This window comes from Pseudomonas nunensis (assembly GCF_024296925.1).
GTDB lineage: Bacteria > Pseudomonadota > Gammaproteobacteria > Pseudomonadales > Pseudomonadaceae > Aquipseudomonas > Aquipseudomonas nunensis.
The window spans coordinates 46,492-62,225 of record NZ_CP101125.1; the positions used below are offsets into that span (position 1 = coordinate 46,492).

At 60.1% G+C, this 15,734-nt stretch carries 17 protein-coding genes; 6 read left to right on the forward strand and 11 right to left on the reverse strand.

All coding sequences use genetic code 11. The features are described from left to right. Nucleotides 1-23 precede the first annotated feature (23 nt). The 3 genes from ispE to NK667_RS00235 are packed head-to-tail and all read right to left on the reverse strand — an operon-like array spanning nucleotide 24 to nucleotide 3,224. Nucleotides 24-875 carry a 4-(cytidine 5'-diphospho)-2-C-methyl-D-erythritol kinase gene (gene ispE, locus NK667_RS00225; protein ID WP_054045697.1) on the reverse strand — a complete coding sequence of 284 codons (852 nt, stop codon included), beginning with the start codon at nucleotides 873-875 and terminating at the stop codon, nucleotides 24-26. 2 nt (nucleotides 876-877) lie between these two features. Continuing rightward, nucleotides 878-1,495 carry a lipoprotein insertase outer membrane protein LolB gene (gene lolB, locus NK667_RS00230; RefSeq protein WP_054613523.1) on the reverse strand — a complete coding sequence of 206 codons (618 nt, stop codon included), beginning with the start codon at nucleotides 1,493-1,495 and terminating at the stop codon, nucleotides 878-880. A gap of 4 nt (nucleotides 1,496-1,499) precedes the next feature. Then, nucleotides 1,500-3,224: a tetratricopeptide repeat protein gene (locus NK667_RS00235; RefSeq protein WP_054045693.1), complete on the reverse strand. Its 1,725-nt coding sequence runs from the start codon at nucleotides 3,222-3,224 to the stop codon at nucleotides 1,500-1,502. Nucleotides 3,225-3,406: 182 nt separating this feature from the next. Between NK667_RS00235 and hemA the strand changes: the two genes are divergently transcribed. The 6 genes from hemA (at nucleotide 3,407) to NK667_RS00265 (ending at nucleotide 8,788) form a co-directional block, all read left to right on the forward strand. Next, nucleotides 3,407-4,693: a glutamyl-tRNA reductase gene (gene hemA, locus NK667_RS00240; protein ID WP_054045691.1), complete on the forward strand. Its 1,287-nt coding sequence runs from the start codon at nucleotides 3,407-3,409 to the stop codon at nucleotides 4,691-4,693. After that, nucleotides 4,690-5,772, forward strand: coding sequence for a peptide chain release factor 1 (gene prfA, locus NK667_RS00245; protein WP_054045688.1), 1,083 nt, complete (start codon nucleotides 4,690-4,692; stop codon nucleotides 5,770-5,772). The genes hemA and prfA overlap by 4 nt, the downstream gene beginning before the upstream one ends. Continuing rightward, nucleotides 5,773-6,603, forward strand: coding sequence for a peptide chain release factor N(5)-glutamine methyltransferase (gene prmC / locus NK667_RS00250; RefSeq protein WP_054045686.1), 831 nt, complete (start codon nucleotides 5,773-5,775; stop codon nucleotides 6,601-6,603). Beyond that, nucleotides 6,597-7,352, forward strand: coding sequence for a molybdopterin-synthase adenylyltransferase MoeB (locus NK667_RS00255; RefSeq protein ID WP_054613524.1), 756 nt, complete (start codon nucleotides 6,597-6,599; stop codon nucleotides 7,350-7,352). Before prmC ends, NK667_RS00255 begins: the two co-directional genes overlap by 7 nt. After that, on the forward strand, nucleotides 7,345-8,136 hold the full coding sequence (murI, locus tag NK667_RS00260) for a glutamate racemase (RefSeq protein WP_054613525.1): 792 nt from the start codon (nucleotides 7,345-7,347) through the stop codon (nucleotides 8,134-8,136). The genes NK667_RS00255 and murI overlap by 8 nt, the downstream gene beginning before the upstream one ends. Nucleotides 8,137-8,269: 133 nt before the next feature. Next, nucleotides 8,270-8,788, forward strand: a complete 519-nt coding sequence (locus NK667_RS00265; protein ID WP_054613526.1) for an acyloxyacyl hydrolase — start codon at nucleotides 8,270-8,272, stop codon at nucleotides 8,786-8,788. A gap of 138 nt (nucleotides 8,789-8,926) precedes the next feature. Here the strand turns inward: NK667_RS00265 and NK667_RS00270 are convergent, their stop codons facing one another. The 8 genes from NK667_RS00270 to phrB are packed head-to-tail and all read right to left on the reverse strand — an operon-like array spanning nucleotide 8,927 to nucleotide 15,729. Next, nucleotides 8,927-9,232: a YkgJ family cysteine cluster protein gene (locus NK667_RS00270; protein ID WP_054045677.1), complete on the reverse strand. Its 306-nt coding sequence runs from the start codon at nucleotides 9,230-9,232 to the stop codon at nucleotides 8,927-8,929. Between the two features lie 53 nt (nucleotides 9,233-9,285). Continuing rightward, the gene (locus NK667_RS00275; RefSeq protein WP_054613527.1) at nucleotides 9,286-9,789 is read right to left on the reverse strand and encodes a DUF2878 domain-containing protein; all 504 of its coding nucleotides are present in this window, start codon (nucleotides 9,787-9,789) and stop codon (nucleotides 9,286-9,288) included. Then, a complete protein-coding gene (locus NK667_RS00280; RefSeq protein ID WP_054613528.1) occupies nucleotides 9,782-11,053 on the reverse strand; it encodes an SAM-dependent methyltransferase in 1,272 nt (423 codons plus the stop codon). Before NK667_RS00280 ends, NK667_RS00275 begins: the two co-directional genes overlap by 8 nt. After that, nucleotides 11,040-11,849: a DUF1365 domain-containing protein gene (locus NK667_RS00285; RefSeq protein WP_054613529.1), complete on the reverse strand. Its 810-nt coding sequence runs from the start codon at nucleotides 11,847-11,849 to the stop codon at nucleotides 11,040-11,042. The genes NK667_RS00280 and NK667_RS00285 overlap by 14 nt, the downstream gene beginning before the upstream one ends. Beyond that, a complete protein-coding gene (locus NK667_RS00290; RefSeq protein WP_054613530.1) occupies nucleotides 11,846-13,093 on the reverse strand; it encodes an NAD(P)/FAD-dependent oxidoreductase in 1,248 nt (415 codons plus the stop codon). The genes NK667_RS00285 and NK667_RS00290 overlap by 4 nt, the downstream gene beginning before the upstream one ends. Further along, nucleotides 13,090-13,872 carry an SDR family NAD(P)-dependent oxidoreductase gene (locus NK667_RS00295; RefSeq protein ID WP_054613531.1) on the reverse strand — a complete coding sequence of 261 codons (783 nt, stop codon included), beginning with the start codon at nucleotides 13,870-13,872 and terminating at the stop codon, nucleotides 13,090-13,092. The genes NK667_RS00290 and NK667_RS00295 overlap by 4 nt, the downstream gene beginning before the upstream one ends. Then, complete coding sequence (locus NK667_RS00300) at nucleotides 13,869-14,291, reverse strand: nuclear transport factor 2 family protein (RefSeq protein ID WP_054613532.1); 423 nt, start codon at nucleotides 14,289-14,291, stop codon at nucleotides 13,869-13,871. Before NK667_RS00300 ends, NK667_RS00295 begins: the two co-directional genes overlap by 4 nt. Continuing rightward, the gene (gene phrB, locus NK667_RS00305) at nucleotides 14,284-15,729 is read right to left on the reverse strand and encodes a deoxyribodipyrimidine photo-lyase (RefSeq protein ID WP_083471264.1); all 1,446 of its coding nucleotides are present in this window, start codon (nucleotides 15,727-15,729) and stop codon (nucleotides 14,284-14,286) included. Before phrB ends, NK667_RS00300 begins: the two co-directional genes overlap by 8 nt. Nucleotides 15,730-15,734: the final 5 nt, after the last annotated feature.

Below are 15,734 nucleotides of genomic sequence, written 5' to 3' on the forward strand. Positions count from 1 at the left end.
CGATTACCCAGTAATCGGTTCCTTTAGAGCAGATTTTGCAGCTTGCGATGCAACATCGAAACGTTGCTTCCCTTTGCTACAAACCCTGTAAGGGTCTCTGTAAGAAGGGCCGAGACTTTATCAGCTTCAGCTTTGCTTGGGAAGCCCCCAAACACACAACTTCCAGTTCCGGTGAGTTTTGCTTCGGTAAATTTACCTAACAAATTCAATGCGTTACGTACCTCTGGATAACGCCTTGCTACTACCGGTAAGCAGTCATTTCGACTGTTTCCCTTGGGAACGGGGCGCACTTTAATGGGAGAAGAGTTACGTGTCAACAACGGATCGGAAAAAATTTCTGCTGTACTTACAGATACTTGCGGCACCAGCACGAGATACCACGGTTCTTCGGGGTCTACAGGGGTGAGTTTCTCCCCGACACCCTCGGCAAAAGCGGCGTGACCACGGACGAAAACCGGGACGTCGGCGCCCAATGTCAGGCCCAGTACGGCCAGTCGATCCTCGTCCCAGCCCAGTTGCCAGAGGTGGTTGAGGCCGAGCAAAGTCGTCGCGGCATTTGAACTGCCGCCGCCGATTCCACCGCCCATGGGCAGGATTTTATCGATCCAGATATCGATGCCGAGCGCGCAACCGGATTGCTCCTGAAGTTTCTTTGCGGCTCGAACAATCAGATTGCTGTCATGAGGAACGCCTTCGAATTCAGTGTGCAAACGAATCACTCCGTCATCGCGCACCGCGAAGGTGATTTCATCACCGTAATCGAGAAACTGAAAAATAGTCTGAAGCTCGTGGTAACCGTCTTCACGGCGCCCGAGAATGTGCAGCATCAGATTGAGTTTGGCCGGCGAGGGCAGCGTCAAGCGCGGAGCAGTCATGTTCACTGCCCCAGTTTGCGTGGTTGCCATTCCTTGATCACCAGCGTGACATCAAGGTCGGTGCCGTGCAGTTTGATTCGCTCGGGCAGCCAATAGCCGTTTTGTTCGGAGTAGCTCAGGTATTCGACCTGCCAGCCATCCTGTTCGAGGTTGGCCAAGCGGCTGTCGGCGTCCAGGGTCAGGCGACTCTTGCTGTCGGGAGCGGGGAGGCCGCGAACCCACCAGGCCAGGTTAGACACCGGCAATTTCCAGCCCAGCTGTTCTTCGAGCAGGGCTTCCGGCGTCGACGCCTCGAAGCGACCCTGGTTGGCCACTTCCAGCGACACTTTGCCTGGACGTCCGGTCAGGCGAGCGGCGCCGCGACCCAACGGGCCGGAGAGGCGGATGTCGTAGTAGTCCTGTCGCTGCAGCCAGAACAACGTGCCGCTGCCCGAATCCTTGGGTGCGCGGATGCCGATCTTGCCGTTGATCTGCCAGCCGTCGAGGCTGGTCATCTGCTGTTTATACGTGTTCCATTGGGCCGGGTTGCCCTGACCCTGGACCGATTCGCGGGCGCCGAAGCCCGCGCAACCGGCGAGCAGGGCAATAAAGCTGAAAACGATAACGTGGCGCAAAAACATAATCTTAAAGAGTCTCTGATCCGGTCAGGCGCTTGATGGTGCCGCGCAGGGTAGGGCTGTCGGGTTGATCCTTGAGGAACTTGCCCCAGATTTGCTTGGCTTCGCGCTGTTTGCCGTTGGCCCACAGGACTTCGCCCAGGTGAGCGGCGACTTCCTGGTCGGGGAAGCGCTCCAGCGCCTGACGCAGGTAACGCTCGGCTTCATCGAGATTGCCCAGGCGGAAATTCACCCAGCCGAGGCTATCGAGTACCGCCGGGTCTTCCGGATTGAGCTTGTGCGCGTGTTCGATCAGGGCCTTGGCTTCTTCGTAGCGGGTCGTGCGGTCGGACAGGGTGTAGCCGAGGGCATTCAACGCCATCGCATTGTCCGGGTCGCGCTTGATGATCAGGCGCAGGTCTTTTTCCATCTGTGCCAGGTCATTGCGTTTTTCCGCAAGCATGGCGCGGGTGTAGAGCAGGTTCAGATCGTCTGGATATTGCTGCAAGGCTTTGTGCAACACGCCCCAGGCTTTGTCGCCCTGTTTGTTGGCGGACAGGGTTTCGGCTTCGATCAGGTACAACTGGATTGCGTAATCCGGTTGCGTATCGCGCTCGGCCGCCAATTTGCTTTGGGCCTCGGCGGTCTTGCCGTTGTTCATCAGGATATCGGCCTGGCGCAATTGCGCTGGCAGGTAATCGTTGCCGGGACCGACCTGGGCGTACTCGATCAATGCACCTTGCGGGTCGTTGCGCTCTTCAGCGATACGGCCGAGGTTCAGGTGCGCCGAATCCACGTGGCTTTCCCGGGCAATCAGGTCTTCCAGGTAACCCTTGGCCTCGTCCCACGCCTTGGCTTCCAGGCATACCAGCGCCAGGGAATAACGCAATTCGTCATCTTCCGGATACTGCTGGACCAGGCTGGAGAACTCGACTTTGGCGTCGTCCATGCGGTCCTGCTCGACCAGCATGCGTGCGTAAGTCAGGCGCAGGCGTTTGTCGTCCGGGTATTTCTTGATGCTTTTTTGCAGCAACGGCAGGGCTTCACCGCCACGATTGAGGGTTTGCAGCAGGCGCGCCCGCAACAGGATCGGGGCGATTTCGCCTTCATCCGGCGGATTGTCTTCCAGCAGGGTCAATGCGCCTTTGGCGTCGCCGTCCTGTTGCATCAACAAGGCCTTGCCGAAAATCAGCTGGCTGTTGTTGGGGTGACGCTGCAACAAACGGTCAAAACTTTTCATCAGGCCGTTGCGGGTGTCCTGGTCGGTATCAGCCGCAGACAGGGCGAGAAAGTCGAAATGTGTGTCGCCCTTGCCCAGCAGGACTTTCTCCATATAGACCATGGAGTCGTCATAACGCCCGGCACGCGCCAGTTGCACGGCGGCTGCCCGCTGCGCTTCGAGGTCGTCCGGAGCGTTTTTCGCCCAGATCAGCGCGGTATCCAGGGCAGCCTGATCGGCGCCCAGGTACTCGGCGATGCGGAATGCCCGCTCGGAGACGCCCGGATCCTGGGTGTTAATCGCCTGGGTCACGTAGTTGTCCAGCGCAATGTCGAAACGATTGCGTTGGCCAGCCAGTTCGGCGCTCAACAGACTGAAGACGGTTTCTTCGCTGAATGAGCTGTAGACCTTGGGCTTTTCAGGGGCTGGAGTGCTGTCTTCGACCGGAGACGTACCGTCCGGCGAAACGGGGGCCATGGCCTGGCAGCCGCTGAGGAAGACAAAAGCGAGGAGCAACGCGGAAGATCTATTCATATAGGAGAAGGACGACTAACCTGCGGTCGGATCATCATGACACAAGCCTTCGGCCAAACATAACCGAGTCTCAATTGATGCCTTTATAGAGGCAAGTGATTGGGACAATAGTCAGCGGTAGTTGTTCTGTCTGTGTCGAAGTAGGACAATTGCCGGCTTCACGTCACCATCAGCGACCTTGAATGGCCTTCCTTGCACTCGGTATTAACCACAAGACTGCTTCAGTAGACGTCCGCGAGCGCGTGGCCTTTACCCCTGAGCAGCTGGTGGAGGCGTTGCAGCAGCTCTGCCGACTGACCGACAGCCGCGAAGCTGCGATCCTTTCCACCTGCAATCGCAGTGAGCTTTATATAGAGCAGGATCACCTTTCGGCGGACATCATCCTGCGCTGGCTGGCCGATTATCATCATTTGAGCCTCGATGAGCTGCGTGCGAGCAGTTATGTGCACGAAGATGATGCGGCAGTTCGTCACATGATGCGGGTCGCCTCCGGGCTCGATTCGCTGGTGTTGGGCGAACCGCAGATTCTCGGCCAGATGAAATCGGCCTACGCCGTGGCGCGAGAGGCCGGCACCATCGGTCCGCTGCTGGGCAGGCTGTTCCAGGCGACGTTCAATGCGGCCAAACAGGTGCGCACCGACACCGCCATCGGTGAAAACCCGGTATCCGTGGCGTTTGCCGCAGTCAGCCTGGCCAAACAGATTTTCAGCGACTTGCAACGCAGCCAGGCTTTGCTGATCGGCGCCGGCGAGACCATTACGCTGGTCGCCCGTCATCTGCATGAGCTGGGTGTGAAGCGCATCGTCGTCGCCAACCGCACCCTCGAACGCGCGAGCATCCTGGCCGAACAGTTCGGTGCTCACGCCGTGCTGCTGTCGGACATTCCGGCAGAACTGGTGCGTAGCGATATCGTGATCAGCTCCACCGCCAGCCAGTTGCCGATCCTTGGCAAAGGCGCGGTGGAAAGTGCCTTGAAGCTGCGCAAGCACAAGCCGATCTTCATGGTGGATATCGCCGTCCCACGGGATATCGAGCCTGAAGTCGGCGAACTCGACGACGTTTACCTGTACAGCGTCGATGATCTTCACGAAGTGGTCGCCGAAAACCTCAAGAGCCGCCAAGGCGCTGCCCAGGCTGCGGAAGAGATGGTGTCGATCGGCGCCGACGACTTCATGGTGCGCCTGCGCGAACTGGCGGCGGTGGATGTGCTCAAGGCCTACCGTCAGCAAAGCGAGCGCATGCGTGACGAAGAATTGCAAAAGGCCCAGCGCATGCTGGCCAACGGCAGCAGCGCCGAAGACGTGCTGGTGCAACTGGCCCGTGGCTTGACCAACAAACTGTTGCACGCCCCTAGCGTACAGTTGAAAAAGTTGACTGCCGAAGGCCGCCTCGATGCGCTGGCCATGGCCCAGGAACTGTTTGCCCTCCATGAGGGCTCGTCGGATAGCTCGGATAAAAAACCGCAATGAAAGCGTCACTGCTCAATAAGCTGGACATCCTCCAGGACCGTTTCGAGGAATTGACCGCTCTGCTTGGCGATGGCGAGGTCATTTCCGATCAGGCCAAATTCCGCGCTTATTCCAAGGAATACGCGGAAGTCGAGCCGATTGTCGACACCTATAAACAGCTGCTCAAAGTGCAAGGCGACCTCGAAGGCGCCCAGGCACTGCTCAAGGACAGCGACCCGGACATGCGCGAAATGGCCGTGGAAGAAGTGCGCGAAGCCAAAGAGCAACTGATCGAAATCGAAGCCCGGCTGCAACGCATGCTGCTGCCCAAGGACCCGAACGACGGGCGCAACGTGTTCCTCGAAATCCGTGCCGGCACCGGCGGTGACGAGGCGGCGATTTTCTCCGGCGACCTGTTCCGCATGTATTCGCGATACGCCGAGCGGCGTGGCTGGCGGGTGGAGATTCTCTCGGAGAACATCGGCGAGCACGGCGGCTATAAAGAAGTCATTGCCCGGGTCGAAGGCGAGAATGTCTACGGCAAACTGAAATTCGAATCCGGCGCACATCGCGTGCAGCGTGTGCCGGCGACTGAATCCCAGGGCCGCATCCACACCTCGGCGTGCACCGTGGCCGTGTTGCCCGAGCCGGACGAGCAGGAAGCGATCGAGATCAACCCGTCCGACTTGCGCATCGACACCTACAAGTCCTCGGGCGCCGGCGGCCAGCACGTCAACAAGACCGACTCGGCGATCCGCATCACGCACTTGCCGTCGGGTATTGTCGTCGAGTGCCAGGAAGAACGTTCCCAGCACAAGAACCGCGCCCGGGCGATGTCCTGGCTGTCGGCCAAGCTCAACGACCAGCAGACCAGCGCCGCCGCGAATGCCATCGCCAGCGAGCGTAAACTGCTGGTGGGTTCGGGTGACCGCTCCGAGCGCATCCGCACCTACAACTTTGCCCAGGGCCGGGTCACCGACCACCGGGTCAACCTGACGCTGTATTCCCTCGACGAAATCCTCGCCGGTGGCGTCGAAGCGGTGATCGAGCCGTTGTTGGCCGAGTTCCAGGCCGACCAATTGGCGGCGATAGGTGAGTAAATGACGATCATTGCCAGTTTATTACGCGCTGCCGATCTCCCCGACTCGCCGACGGCGCGCCTGGATGCCGAGCTGTTGCTGGCTGCTGCGTTGGGCAAATCCCGCAGCTTCTTGCACACCTGGCCCGAGCGCATCGTGCCGAGCGAAGCGGCGCTGACCTTCGCCAGTTACTTGCAGCGTCGTCGCGGCGGCGAGCCGGTGGCCTACATTCTCGGCCAGCAAGGTTTCTGGAAGCTCGATCTGGAAGTCGCACCGCACACGCTGATCCCGCGCCCGGACACTGAATTGCTGGTGGAAACCGCGCTGGAATTGTTGCCCGCGACGCCGGCCACGGTCCTCGACCTCGGTACCGGTAGCGGCGCGATTGCCCTGGCCCTGGCCAGCGAGCGCCCGGCCTGGACAGTCACCGCCGTCGATCGCGTGATCGAAGCCGTGGCATTGGCCGAACGCAATCGCCAGCGCCTGCACCTGAAAAACGCCACGGTGTTGAGCAGCCATTGGTTCAGCGCCCTGGAAGGTCAGCGTTTTCAACTGATCATCAGCAACCCGCCCTACATTGCCTCCGCCGATCCACACCTGGTGGAAGGCGACGTGCGTTTCGAGCCGGCGAGTGCCTTGGTCGCCGGTGTCGACGGGCTCGACGATCTGCGCTTGATCGTCGCCCAAGCCCCGGATTACCTCGAGGCCGGTGGCTGGTTGATGCTCGAACACGGCTATGATCAAGCCGACGCGGTACGCGATCTGCTGCTGACCCGTGGTTTTGAAGAAGTCCACAGCCGTACCGATCTGGGCGGCCACGAACGCATCAGCCTGGGGCGCCTGCCGTGCTGAATGATCAGGAATTGTTGCGCTACAGCCGACAGATTCTGTTGCAACACGTCGACATCGGCGGTCAATTGCGGCTGAAAGAAAGCCGCGTGCTGATCATCGGCCTCGGCGGTCTGGGTTCTCCGGTGGCGCTGTACCTGGCGGCAGCCGGGGTCGGTGAGTTGCATCTGGCCGACTTCGACACGGTCGACCTGACCAACCTGCAACGCCAGATCATTCACGACACCGACAGCGTCGGCATCAGCAAAGTCGATTCGGCGATCCGCCGCTTGAGTGCGATCAACCCCGAAATCCAACTGGTCGCCCATCGCGCTGCGCTGGATGAAGATTCCCTGGCGGCGGCGGTCGCGGCGGTGGATCTGGTGCTCGACTGTTCCGACAATTTCTCCACCCGCGAGGCAGTCAACGCCGCGTGTGTGGCAGCGCTCAAACCTCTGGTCAGCGGCGCGGCGATTCGCCTGGAAGGGCAGTTGTCGGTGTTCGACCCGCGTCGTCCGGAGAGTCCGTGCTACCACTGTTTATATGGGCACGGCAGCGAAGCCGAACTGACGTGCAGCGAAGCTGGGGTGATCGGTCCGTTGGTGGGTCTGGTGGGCAGCCTGCAAGCGCTTGAAGCGCTGAAGTTGCTGGCCGGTTTTGGCGAACCGCTGGTGGGTCGTTTGCTGTTGATCGATGCCTTGGGCACGCGCTTCCGTGAGTTGCGGGTCAAGCGTGATCCGGGTTGCAGCGTCTGTGGTACTGCCCATGCGTGAGGCGCCGATTGGCGTGTTCGACTCCGGCGTCGGTGGGCTATCGGTGCTGGCCGAGATCCAGCGTTTGCTGCCCAACGAGTCCCTGCTGTACGTCGCCGATTGCGGGAATATTCCCTACGGTGAGAAAACCCCTGAATTCATCCAGCAACGCTGCAGTGCTATCGCCGAATTTTTTCAGCGGCAAGGCGCCAAGGCATTGGTGCTGGCCTGCAACACGGCCACCGTGGCTGGCGTGGCCAATCTGCGCCGCGATTATCCCGAATGGCCCATTGTCGGCATGGAACCGGCGGTCAAGCCGGCCGCGGCTGCCACGCGCAGTGGCGTGGTCGGTGTCCTCGCCACCACCGGCACCTTGCAGAGCGCCAAGTTCGCCGCGCTGCTCGACCGCTTCGCCACGGATGTGCGGGTGATCACCCAGCCTTGCCCGGGGTTGGTGGAGCTGATTGAAAGCGGCGACCTGCACAGTCAGAACCTGCGTCAGTTGCTTCGCGGTTATGTCGAGCCGCTGCTGGCCGCAGGCTGCGACACGATAATTCTCGGCTGCACGCATTACCCCTTTCTAAAGCCGTTGCTTAGGCAGATGATCCCAGAGGACATCAGCCTGATCGACACCGGCGCCGCCGTGGCGCGGCAACTGCAACGTCTGTTGGCCGAGCGTCAGTTACTCGCCGAGGGGCCGGTGCGTGCCGCGCAATTCTGGACCAGTGCAGATCCGGAACATTTTCGAAATATCTTGCCCATACTCTGGAATAACACAGGCGTTGTGCAAAGCTTCGACAGGTAGAGGCGAGATGTAAAAAAAATGTGAAATGCGCTTAAAAAGGCTGAACTTCTGATTAAGCGCCGACTTCTATAGCTTTGTCTTTAAGCTACAAAAAAAAATCCACATGAAATCGTTCCGGAAAAGGATGTTTCTAATGAAGCGACTATTCTGTTTGGCCGCGATTGCGGCCGCACTAATGGGGCAAAGTCTTACTGCACAGGCGGCCGGCGTAGAGTTCGGGGTAGGGGCCACCAGTGACTCAACCATGACCTACCGGTTAGGCATGCAATTCGATTGGGACAAGAGCTGGCTGCAAAGCGACGTCGGTCGTTTGACCGGTTACTGGAGTGGCGCCTACACCTATTGGGAAGGCGACAAGACTTCCGGCACTAGTAGCCTGTCGTTCTCTCCGGTGTTTGTTTACGAGTTTGCCGGGCAAAACGTCAAACCGTATGTTGAAGCCGGGATCGGTGTTGCGTTGTTCTCCAATACCCAACTGGAAGACAACAACATCGGCCAGGCTTTTCAGTTCGAAGACCGCTTCGGGTTCGGGCTGCGCTTTGCTGGTGGGCATGAAGTCGGGATTCGTGCGACGCACTATTCCAATGCCGGGATCAGCAGTAACAACGATGGTGTAGAAAGCTACTCGCTGCACTACACGATGCCGCTGTAAGCATTCTCAGATTGGTAGCAAACCCTGTGGGAGCGGGCTTGCTCGCGAAAGCGGACTGACAGTCAACTTAGATGTTGAATGCTGAACCGCCTTCGCGAGCAAGCCCGCTCCCACATGGGATCTTCATCGGTTTCGGTATTAACGATACACCGAAACAATCCCCTGCCGTTCTTCCAGGCATTCCGGCGAACCGGTCTCGAACTCCCGGCAGATCAGCGGGCGTTTTTCGTAGATGGTGCACATCATCGTGTTGCGATCCAGCGCCGCACACCAGCCGTCATCCAGCCGCAACATCACTTCCCCGCCCCAGTCATCGGTATCGATAAAGCGCTCGGGCACGCCGGTTTCGGTGATCAGCATGACTTCGAGCTGACAGCAACAGGCTGAGCAAGTCGAGCAAGTGACCGCCGGCTCGGCGATTTGCGTGTGGGGGATGGTTTTCATGGGGCGCAGTGTAAGGCAGTAGGCCGTTGCTGTGTGAAAGGCCTGACGGACGCTCAGTCGCGGTTATCCGATGCCAGCCGCTGCGCCATAAAGTGCAGCGTAGGAAACAGCAGCGCCCAGAGTAGTCCTATACCGATCAGCGTCGGCAGTTGGCCGTAGGGAAATTGCACCCCCGCCAGTTGGCTGCCCGCGTAATACGACAGCGGCCCACCGATGGCGCCCAACAGGCTGGCCAGCCACCAGGGCTTGGCGCTCCAGATCAGGCAGTGACGCAACGTGGTCGCGAGCAATGCCCAAAGCAACATCAGCCACAGCGGAATCAATGGCGCGACGTCGGCAAAGTCAAACACCCCAAGCCAGCGCAATGAACTGTCGACGGTAGTGCCCAGCAACACCACGCTGAGGATCAGTCGGCCTTCATCGCCCCAACGACTTATCCACAGCAGATGAATCACCAGCGCCGCCAATGCCACCAATAACCACAAGCTGTTGCCGCCCACGACACAGGCGAACCAGCCGAGTTGAAACAGTGCAGCGTTGGCCAGGCGTTCAAGCATCGAAACGGCCGAGCAGGGGCGCCGGCATCGCCGCCGGTTTGGCCAGCAGCAATTGCGCGGTGCCGATGGTGCGCTCCAGGAAGCCGCCTTCGCAGTAGCACAGGTAAAACTCCCACAACCGCAGGAAGTACTCGTCGTAGCCCAATTCGCTCAGGCGACCGTGGGCACGGCGAAAATTCTCATGCCACAGGCGCAGCGTGCGGGCGTAGTGCAGGCCGAAATCTTCCATGTGCAGCAGGTTCATGTCGGTGTCGCGGCTGACAATCTCCAGCATCTTTTGCACGCAGGGCAGGGCGCCGCCAGGGAAGATGTAACGCTGGATGAAATCGACACTGGTCTTGGCTTGCTCGTAGCGCTGCTCGCGGATGGTGATCGCCTGCAACAGCATCAAGCCGTTGCTCTTGAGCAGGTGCGCGCATTGCTTGAAGTAGGTCGGCAGAAAGCGATGGCCGACCGCTTCGATCATCTCGATCGATACCAGTTTGTCGTATTGCCCGGTGAGGTCGCGGTAATCCGACAGCAGCAGGGTGACCTGGTCTTGCAGACCCAGGGCTTCGATGCGCTGGGCGGTGAAGGCGTACTGCTCTTTGGACAGCGTGGTGGTGGTGACTTTGCACCCGTAATTCTGGGCCGCATAGATCGCCATGCTGCCCCAACCGGTGCCGATTTCCAACAGATGATCGCTGGGCTTCAGGTCGAGCTTCTGGCAGATCCGTTCCAGTTTGTTCAGTTGAGCCTGTTCCAGGGTGTCCTCGGGGCTGAGGAACTGCGCCGCCGAATACATCATCGTCGGGTCGAGAAACTGTTCGAACAGATCGTTGCCGAGGTCGTAATGCGCGGCGATGTTTTTCTGCGAGCCCTTGCGCGTATTGCGATTGAGCCAGTGCAGCCCTTGCACGAGCGGCCGGCCAAGTTTGGCCAAGCCACCCTCCAGCGCATCCAGCACCTCAAGGTTGCTGACGAACACGCGGACTACGGCGGTCAGGTCCGGCGAGGTCCAATAGCCGTGGATGAACGCTTCGCCGGCGCCGATCGAGCCGTTGCTCGCCACCAATCCCCAGACCGCCGCATCCAGGACATGGATCTCCCCCAGCAAATGGCCGCCGACGGTGCCGAAGACGTGGCGTTCGCCGTCTTCGATCACCACCAGTTGCCCGTGCTTGAGGTGCGCCAGTTGGCGCAGAACACCCCGGCGCAGCAGCGAGCCGGACAAGCCGTTGGTACTGAGCAGATTGGCTTTGGCCGAAACGCTAGGGGATTTCATGGCGGCGATCCTGTGGGGCAACGATGGCGGTTTGAAAGCTGCCATCGGCAGCCCGGTGAGCAAAGATCGGTACACGCTTGAACAGCAGGCGCACGGCCTGCCAATAGATCGCGAGGCAGGTTTTCGCAGTCATCCACGGGAAGCGTCGCAAGTAGCGGTGCAGGCTGTGGCGATCCAGCGGTTCGCGTTGCAGGTTGAGCGTGGCGTCGAACAGTTTCAGTTCGCCCTGCCAGTCCGCCATGTGCACGCCAAGCTTTTGCGCGGCAGGGCTGAAGCTCATGCGGTATTCGAGATCCGGTGGCAGAAACGGCGAGACATGAAACGCCTTGGCCACGGCGAAATGCTGATGCTGGCTCGCCTCGACCGATCTGGCCGGCAGCACGTAGTGATAACGCTCGCGCCACGGCGTATTGGTGACTTCGCAGAGAATCGCCGCCAGTTGCCCGTCAGCCTCGTGACAATAGAAAAAACTCACGGGGTTGAACGACAGGCCCCAACTGCGGGCCTGGGTCAGCAGGCAAATCGAGCCCTGGGGCTCGTGGCCGATGGCTTGGCCGACCTGTTGCCGCACCGCATCGATCAAGCGCGTGCCCGCGCCGGTAAAGGTTTTCAGGTAGTCGCTCTCGCGAAACGAGAACGCGGCAAAACGGCTACGGCCCGACAGCGGCGACAAACCCAGTACGGCATCCTGTTCATCGAGATCGAGGTACAGCAAGCCGATGCGGTAACGGAATTCATGGCGCTTGGGCGCGAACCGCCGATGGGCGATCCAGCCGCTGTAGAGGGCGCTGTTCACAGCACTTCACCGAACGAGCGGGCCACGCGCAAGGCACTGACCACCCCGTCTTCGTGAAAGCCGTTGGCCCAATAGGCGCCGCAATAATAGGTGTGCTGCGCGCCGTCCAATTCGTCCCAGCGCGCCTGCGCCGCCACTGCTTTCAAGCTGTATTGCGGATGGGCGTAAGTGTATTTGGCGAGCACCTTTTGCGGACTGATGCCGGCACTCTGGTTGAGGCTGACGCAGAACGTGGTGTCGCTCTGGATGCCTTGCAGGATGTTCATGTCGTAGGTGACGGCGGCCCGCGTGTGCCCGGTGCCACCGAGGCGAAAATTCCAGCTCGCCCAGGCGAGTTTTCGCTCCGGCAGCAGCCGGGTGTCGGTGTGCAAAACCACTTCGTTGTCGGCGTAGGGCAGGGCGCCGAGGATCGACTGTTCGGCATCGCTCGGTTTGGCTAGCAGTTTCAGGGCCTGATCGCTGTGGCAGGCGAACACCACTTTGTCGAAACGTTCGCTGCCGAAGGGGCTGTGGATAACTACGCCATCGGCATCGCGTTCGACGCGGGTGACCGGGCAGTTGAGACGAATCTTCTGTTTAAACGAGGCGGTCAGTGGCGCGACGTAAGCGCTCGATCCACCTTCGATCACACACCATTGCGGGCGATTGCTGATGGACAGCAAGCCGTGGTTCTTGAAAAACCGCAGGAAGAACTGCATCGGGAAACCGAGCATCTCGGCCATGGACATCGACCAGATCGCCGCGCCCATCGGCACGATGTAATGCAGGATAAAGCGCTCGCCGTAGCCGCCAGCCTTCAGGTACTGATCGAGGGTGGTGTCGGCGCCGATTCGTTGTTCCTCAAGATCGCGCAGGGCTGCTTTATTGAAGCGCTGGATGTCGCGCAACATGCCCCAGAACCCCGGCGACAGCAGGTTACGCCGCTGGGCGAACAGGCTGTTGAGGTTGTTGCCATTGTACTCAAGGCCCGAGTCCGGGTCGGTGACCGAGAAACTCATCTCCGTTGGTTTGAATCCCACGCCGAGTTGACCCAGCAGGCGAATGAAATTCGGGTAGGTCCAGTCGTTGAACACAATGAAGCCGGTGTCCACCGAGTAGTGCTGGCCATCGACCGTCACGTCCAGCGTATGGGTGTGACCACCGACCCAGTCACCGGCCTCGAACAGGGTGATCTCGTGGCTGCGATTAAGCAGATAGGCGCTGGTCAGCCCCGAGATACCGCTGCCGATGATGGCGATGTTCACGGCTGATCCTTGATCGGCGGCTGGCTGCGCACCATGCGTTTGCCAATCGCCAGTTTCAACCGGTTGGGCAGTTTCGACAGCGGCCAGAGCGCCGCCATGAACAGCGCCGGGAAGGCGATTTCCAGTGGTCGGTTCTTCAGTTTGGCGAAGATGTGCCGCGCGGCTTTGTCCGCTGGCCAACTGAGCGGCATCGGGAAATCGTTTTTCTGCGTCAGCGGCGTGTCGACAAATCCGGGGCTGACCACGGTGACTTCAATGCCTTCAGGCGCGAGGTCGATGCGCAACGATTCGAACAAATAGCGCAGCCCGGCCTTCGACGCGCCGTAGGCTTCGGCCCGGGGCAGCGGCAGGTAAGTCACCGAACTGGCGACACCCACCAAGTGCGGCGCGGTACCTTTGCGTAGCAACGGCAGGGCCGCTTCGATGCAATAGCTGCTGGCAAGCAGATTGGTGCGCACCACGTGCTCGACAATCGACGCGTCGAACTGCTTGGAGTCGACGTATTCGCAGGTGCCGGCGTTGAGGATCACCGTGTCGAGGTAGCCCCAGTCTTCAGTAATCCGTTCGCCGATTTCGCGCACGACCTGGCTGTTGGTCAGGTCTCCAGCGACCACCATCACTTTCCCCGGATAACGTTGGGAGAGGATCTTGAGTGGCACCACCGAGCGTGCACTGACCGCCAGATGCGCGCCGGTTTTCAATATTTCTTCGGCCAGCGCGGCGCCAATGCCGCTGCTCGCTCCTGTCAGCCAGTACCGTCGTGGCGGTGTGAGGCTCATCCCATTCTCCTTTTCAGCCAAGCGATCGCTCGGCCCAATACGGGTAAATGTTCATAAAGCAGTGCCCCGGCATCGAAATAATCCCGGTGGCGATAAACCTTGTCGCGCCATAGCAGGTGCGAGCAGCCGTCGACCCGAATCAACCGGCCGTTGGCCAGGCGCGGATGGCGGTAACTCATGACCCAGCGAAGATAACCTTCGCCTTCTGCAATCTGGTCGAAGCCGTGAAAATCGAACTGCAGATCGCTGACGTTGGCGTAGAGCTCGGTGAAGTAGCCGCGCATCTGCACCAGACCCTTTACCTCGTGCAGCGGGTCGGTGAAATGCACGTCGTGGGTGTAGAGCTGATTGAGGCGTTGCAGGTTGTCCTTGTTCAGGTCTGCAAACTGCCGGGCAAAGTTGCGCAGGAACTCACTCATAGCCGCCTCCGGCCGCTTGTCGCGATGGCAGGTTCTTGAACGCGGCCAGGGCGCGCTGGCGCGAGGTACTGAGGTTGACGATCGGCGAGGGGTAATCCGCAATGCCGAACAAGCCGCCCACGTTCGCCGGGTTGTGCACTTCTTTTTTATTCAGCCCGGCGAGTTCCGGCAGCCAGTGCTTGATGAACACACCTTCGGCATCGAATTTTTCCGACTGGCTCAGCGGGTTGAAGATGCGGAAGTAGGGCGCCGAGTCGGTGCCGGTGGACGAACTCCACTGCCAGCCGCCGTTGTTGGCCGCCAGATCGCCGTCGATCAGGTGACGCATGAAAAAGCGTTCGCCTTCACGCCAGTCGATCAGCAGGTTCTTGGTCAGGAACATCGCCACCACCATGCGCAGGCGGTTGTGCATCCAGCCGGTTTCCAGCAGTTGGCGCATGGCCGCGTCGATGATCGGCAGGCCGGTGCGGGCTTCTTGCCACGCGGCGAGTTCATCCGGCGCATCGCGCCAGGCCAGCGCTTCGGTTTCCGGGCGAAAGGCGCGATGACGGGAAACCCGTGGGTAGCCCACCAGGATGTGTTTGTAGAATTCGCGCCACAACAGTTCGTTGATCCAGGTGACCGCGCCGACCTTGCCGCTTTCGAACTCGCCCTGATTGCTTTGCAGCGCCGTGTGCAAACACTGGCGTGGGGAAATCACCCCGGCCGCAAGATAAGCCGAAAGTTGACTGGTGCCAGGCTTGGCAGGGAAGTCGCGCTCGCTCTGGTAGTAATCGATTTGCGCGTCGGCAAACGTGTCGAGGCGGCGCCGGGCTTCGGCTTCACCGGCGGGCCAGAGGGCGATCAAGCTGTCTTTCGGCGTGTCGAAACCTTCGACTCGGGCCGGGATTTCATCGCTGCTGATTTTCAGCGGCGCCTGGATGCCGGGGGCGCTCACGAGTTCAGGCAGTGAGCGGCGCAACCGGTCATAGCAGACTTTGCGGAACTGACTGAACACCTGGAAGTAGGTGCCGGTCTTGGTCAGCACGGTGCCTGGCGAGAACAACAGTTGATCGAGGTAGCTATAAAAGTCGATGCCCTCGGCCTTCAATGTTTGGGCCACGGCTTCGTCACGACGGCTTTCATGAATGCCGTATTCCTCGTTGACGTGTACCGCGTCGATCTTCAACTCCCGGCACAGGTCGAGCAGAACCTTAGGCGCCGCATCCCAGCGAGACGCTGTGCGGATCAGCAAGGGAATGTTGAGCTTGCCCAGCGCCAGGCTCAATTCGCCCAGGTTGCGCAGCCAGAAATCCACTTTGCACGGCGCATCGTCATGCTCCAGCCATTGCTCCGGGCTCAACAGATACACCGCCACGCTCGGGCCGCGAGCAGCAGCTGCCGAGAGGGCGGTGTTGTCATGCAGGCGCAAGTCGCTGCGCAGCCAGATCAATTGCATGGTGG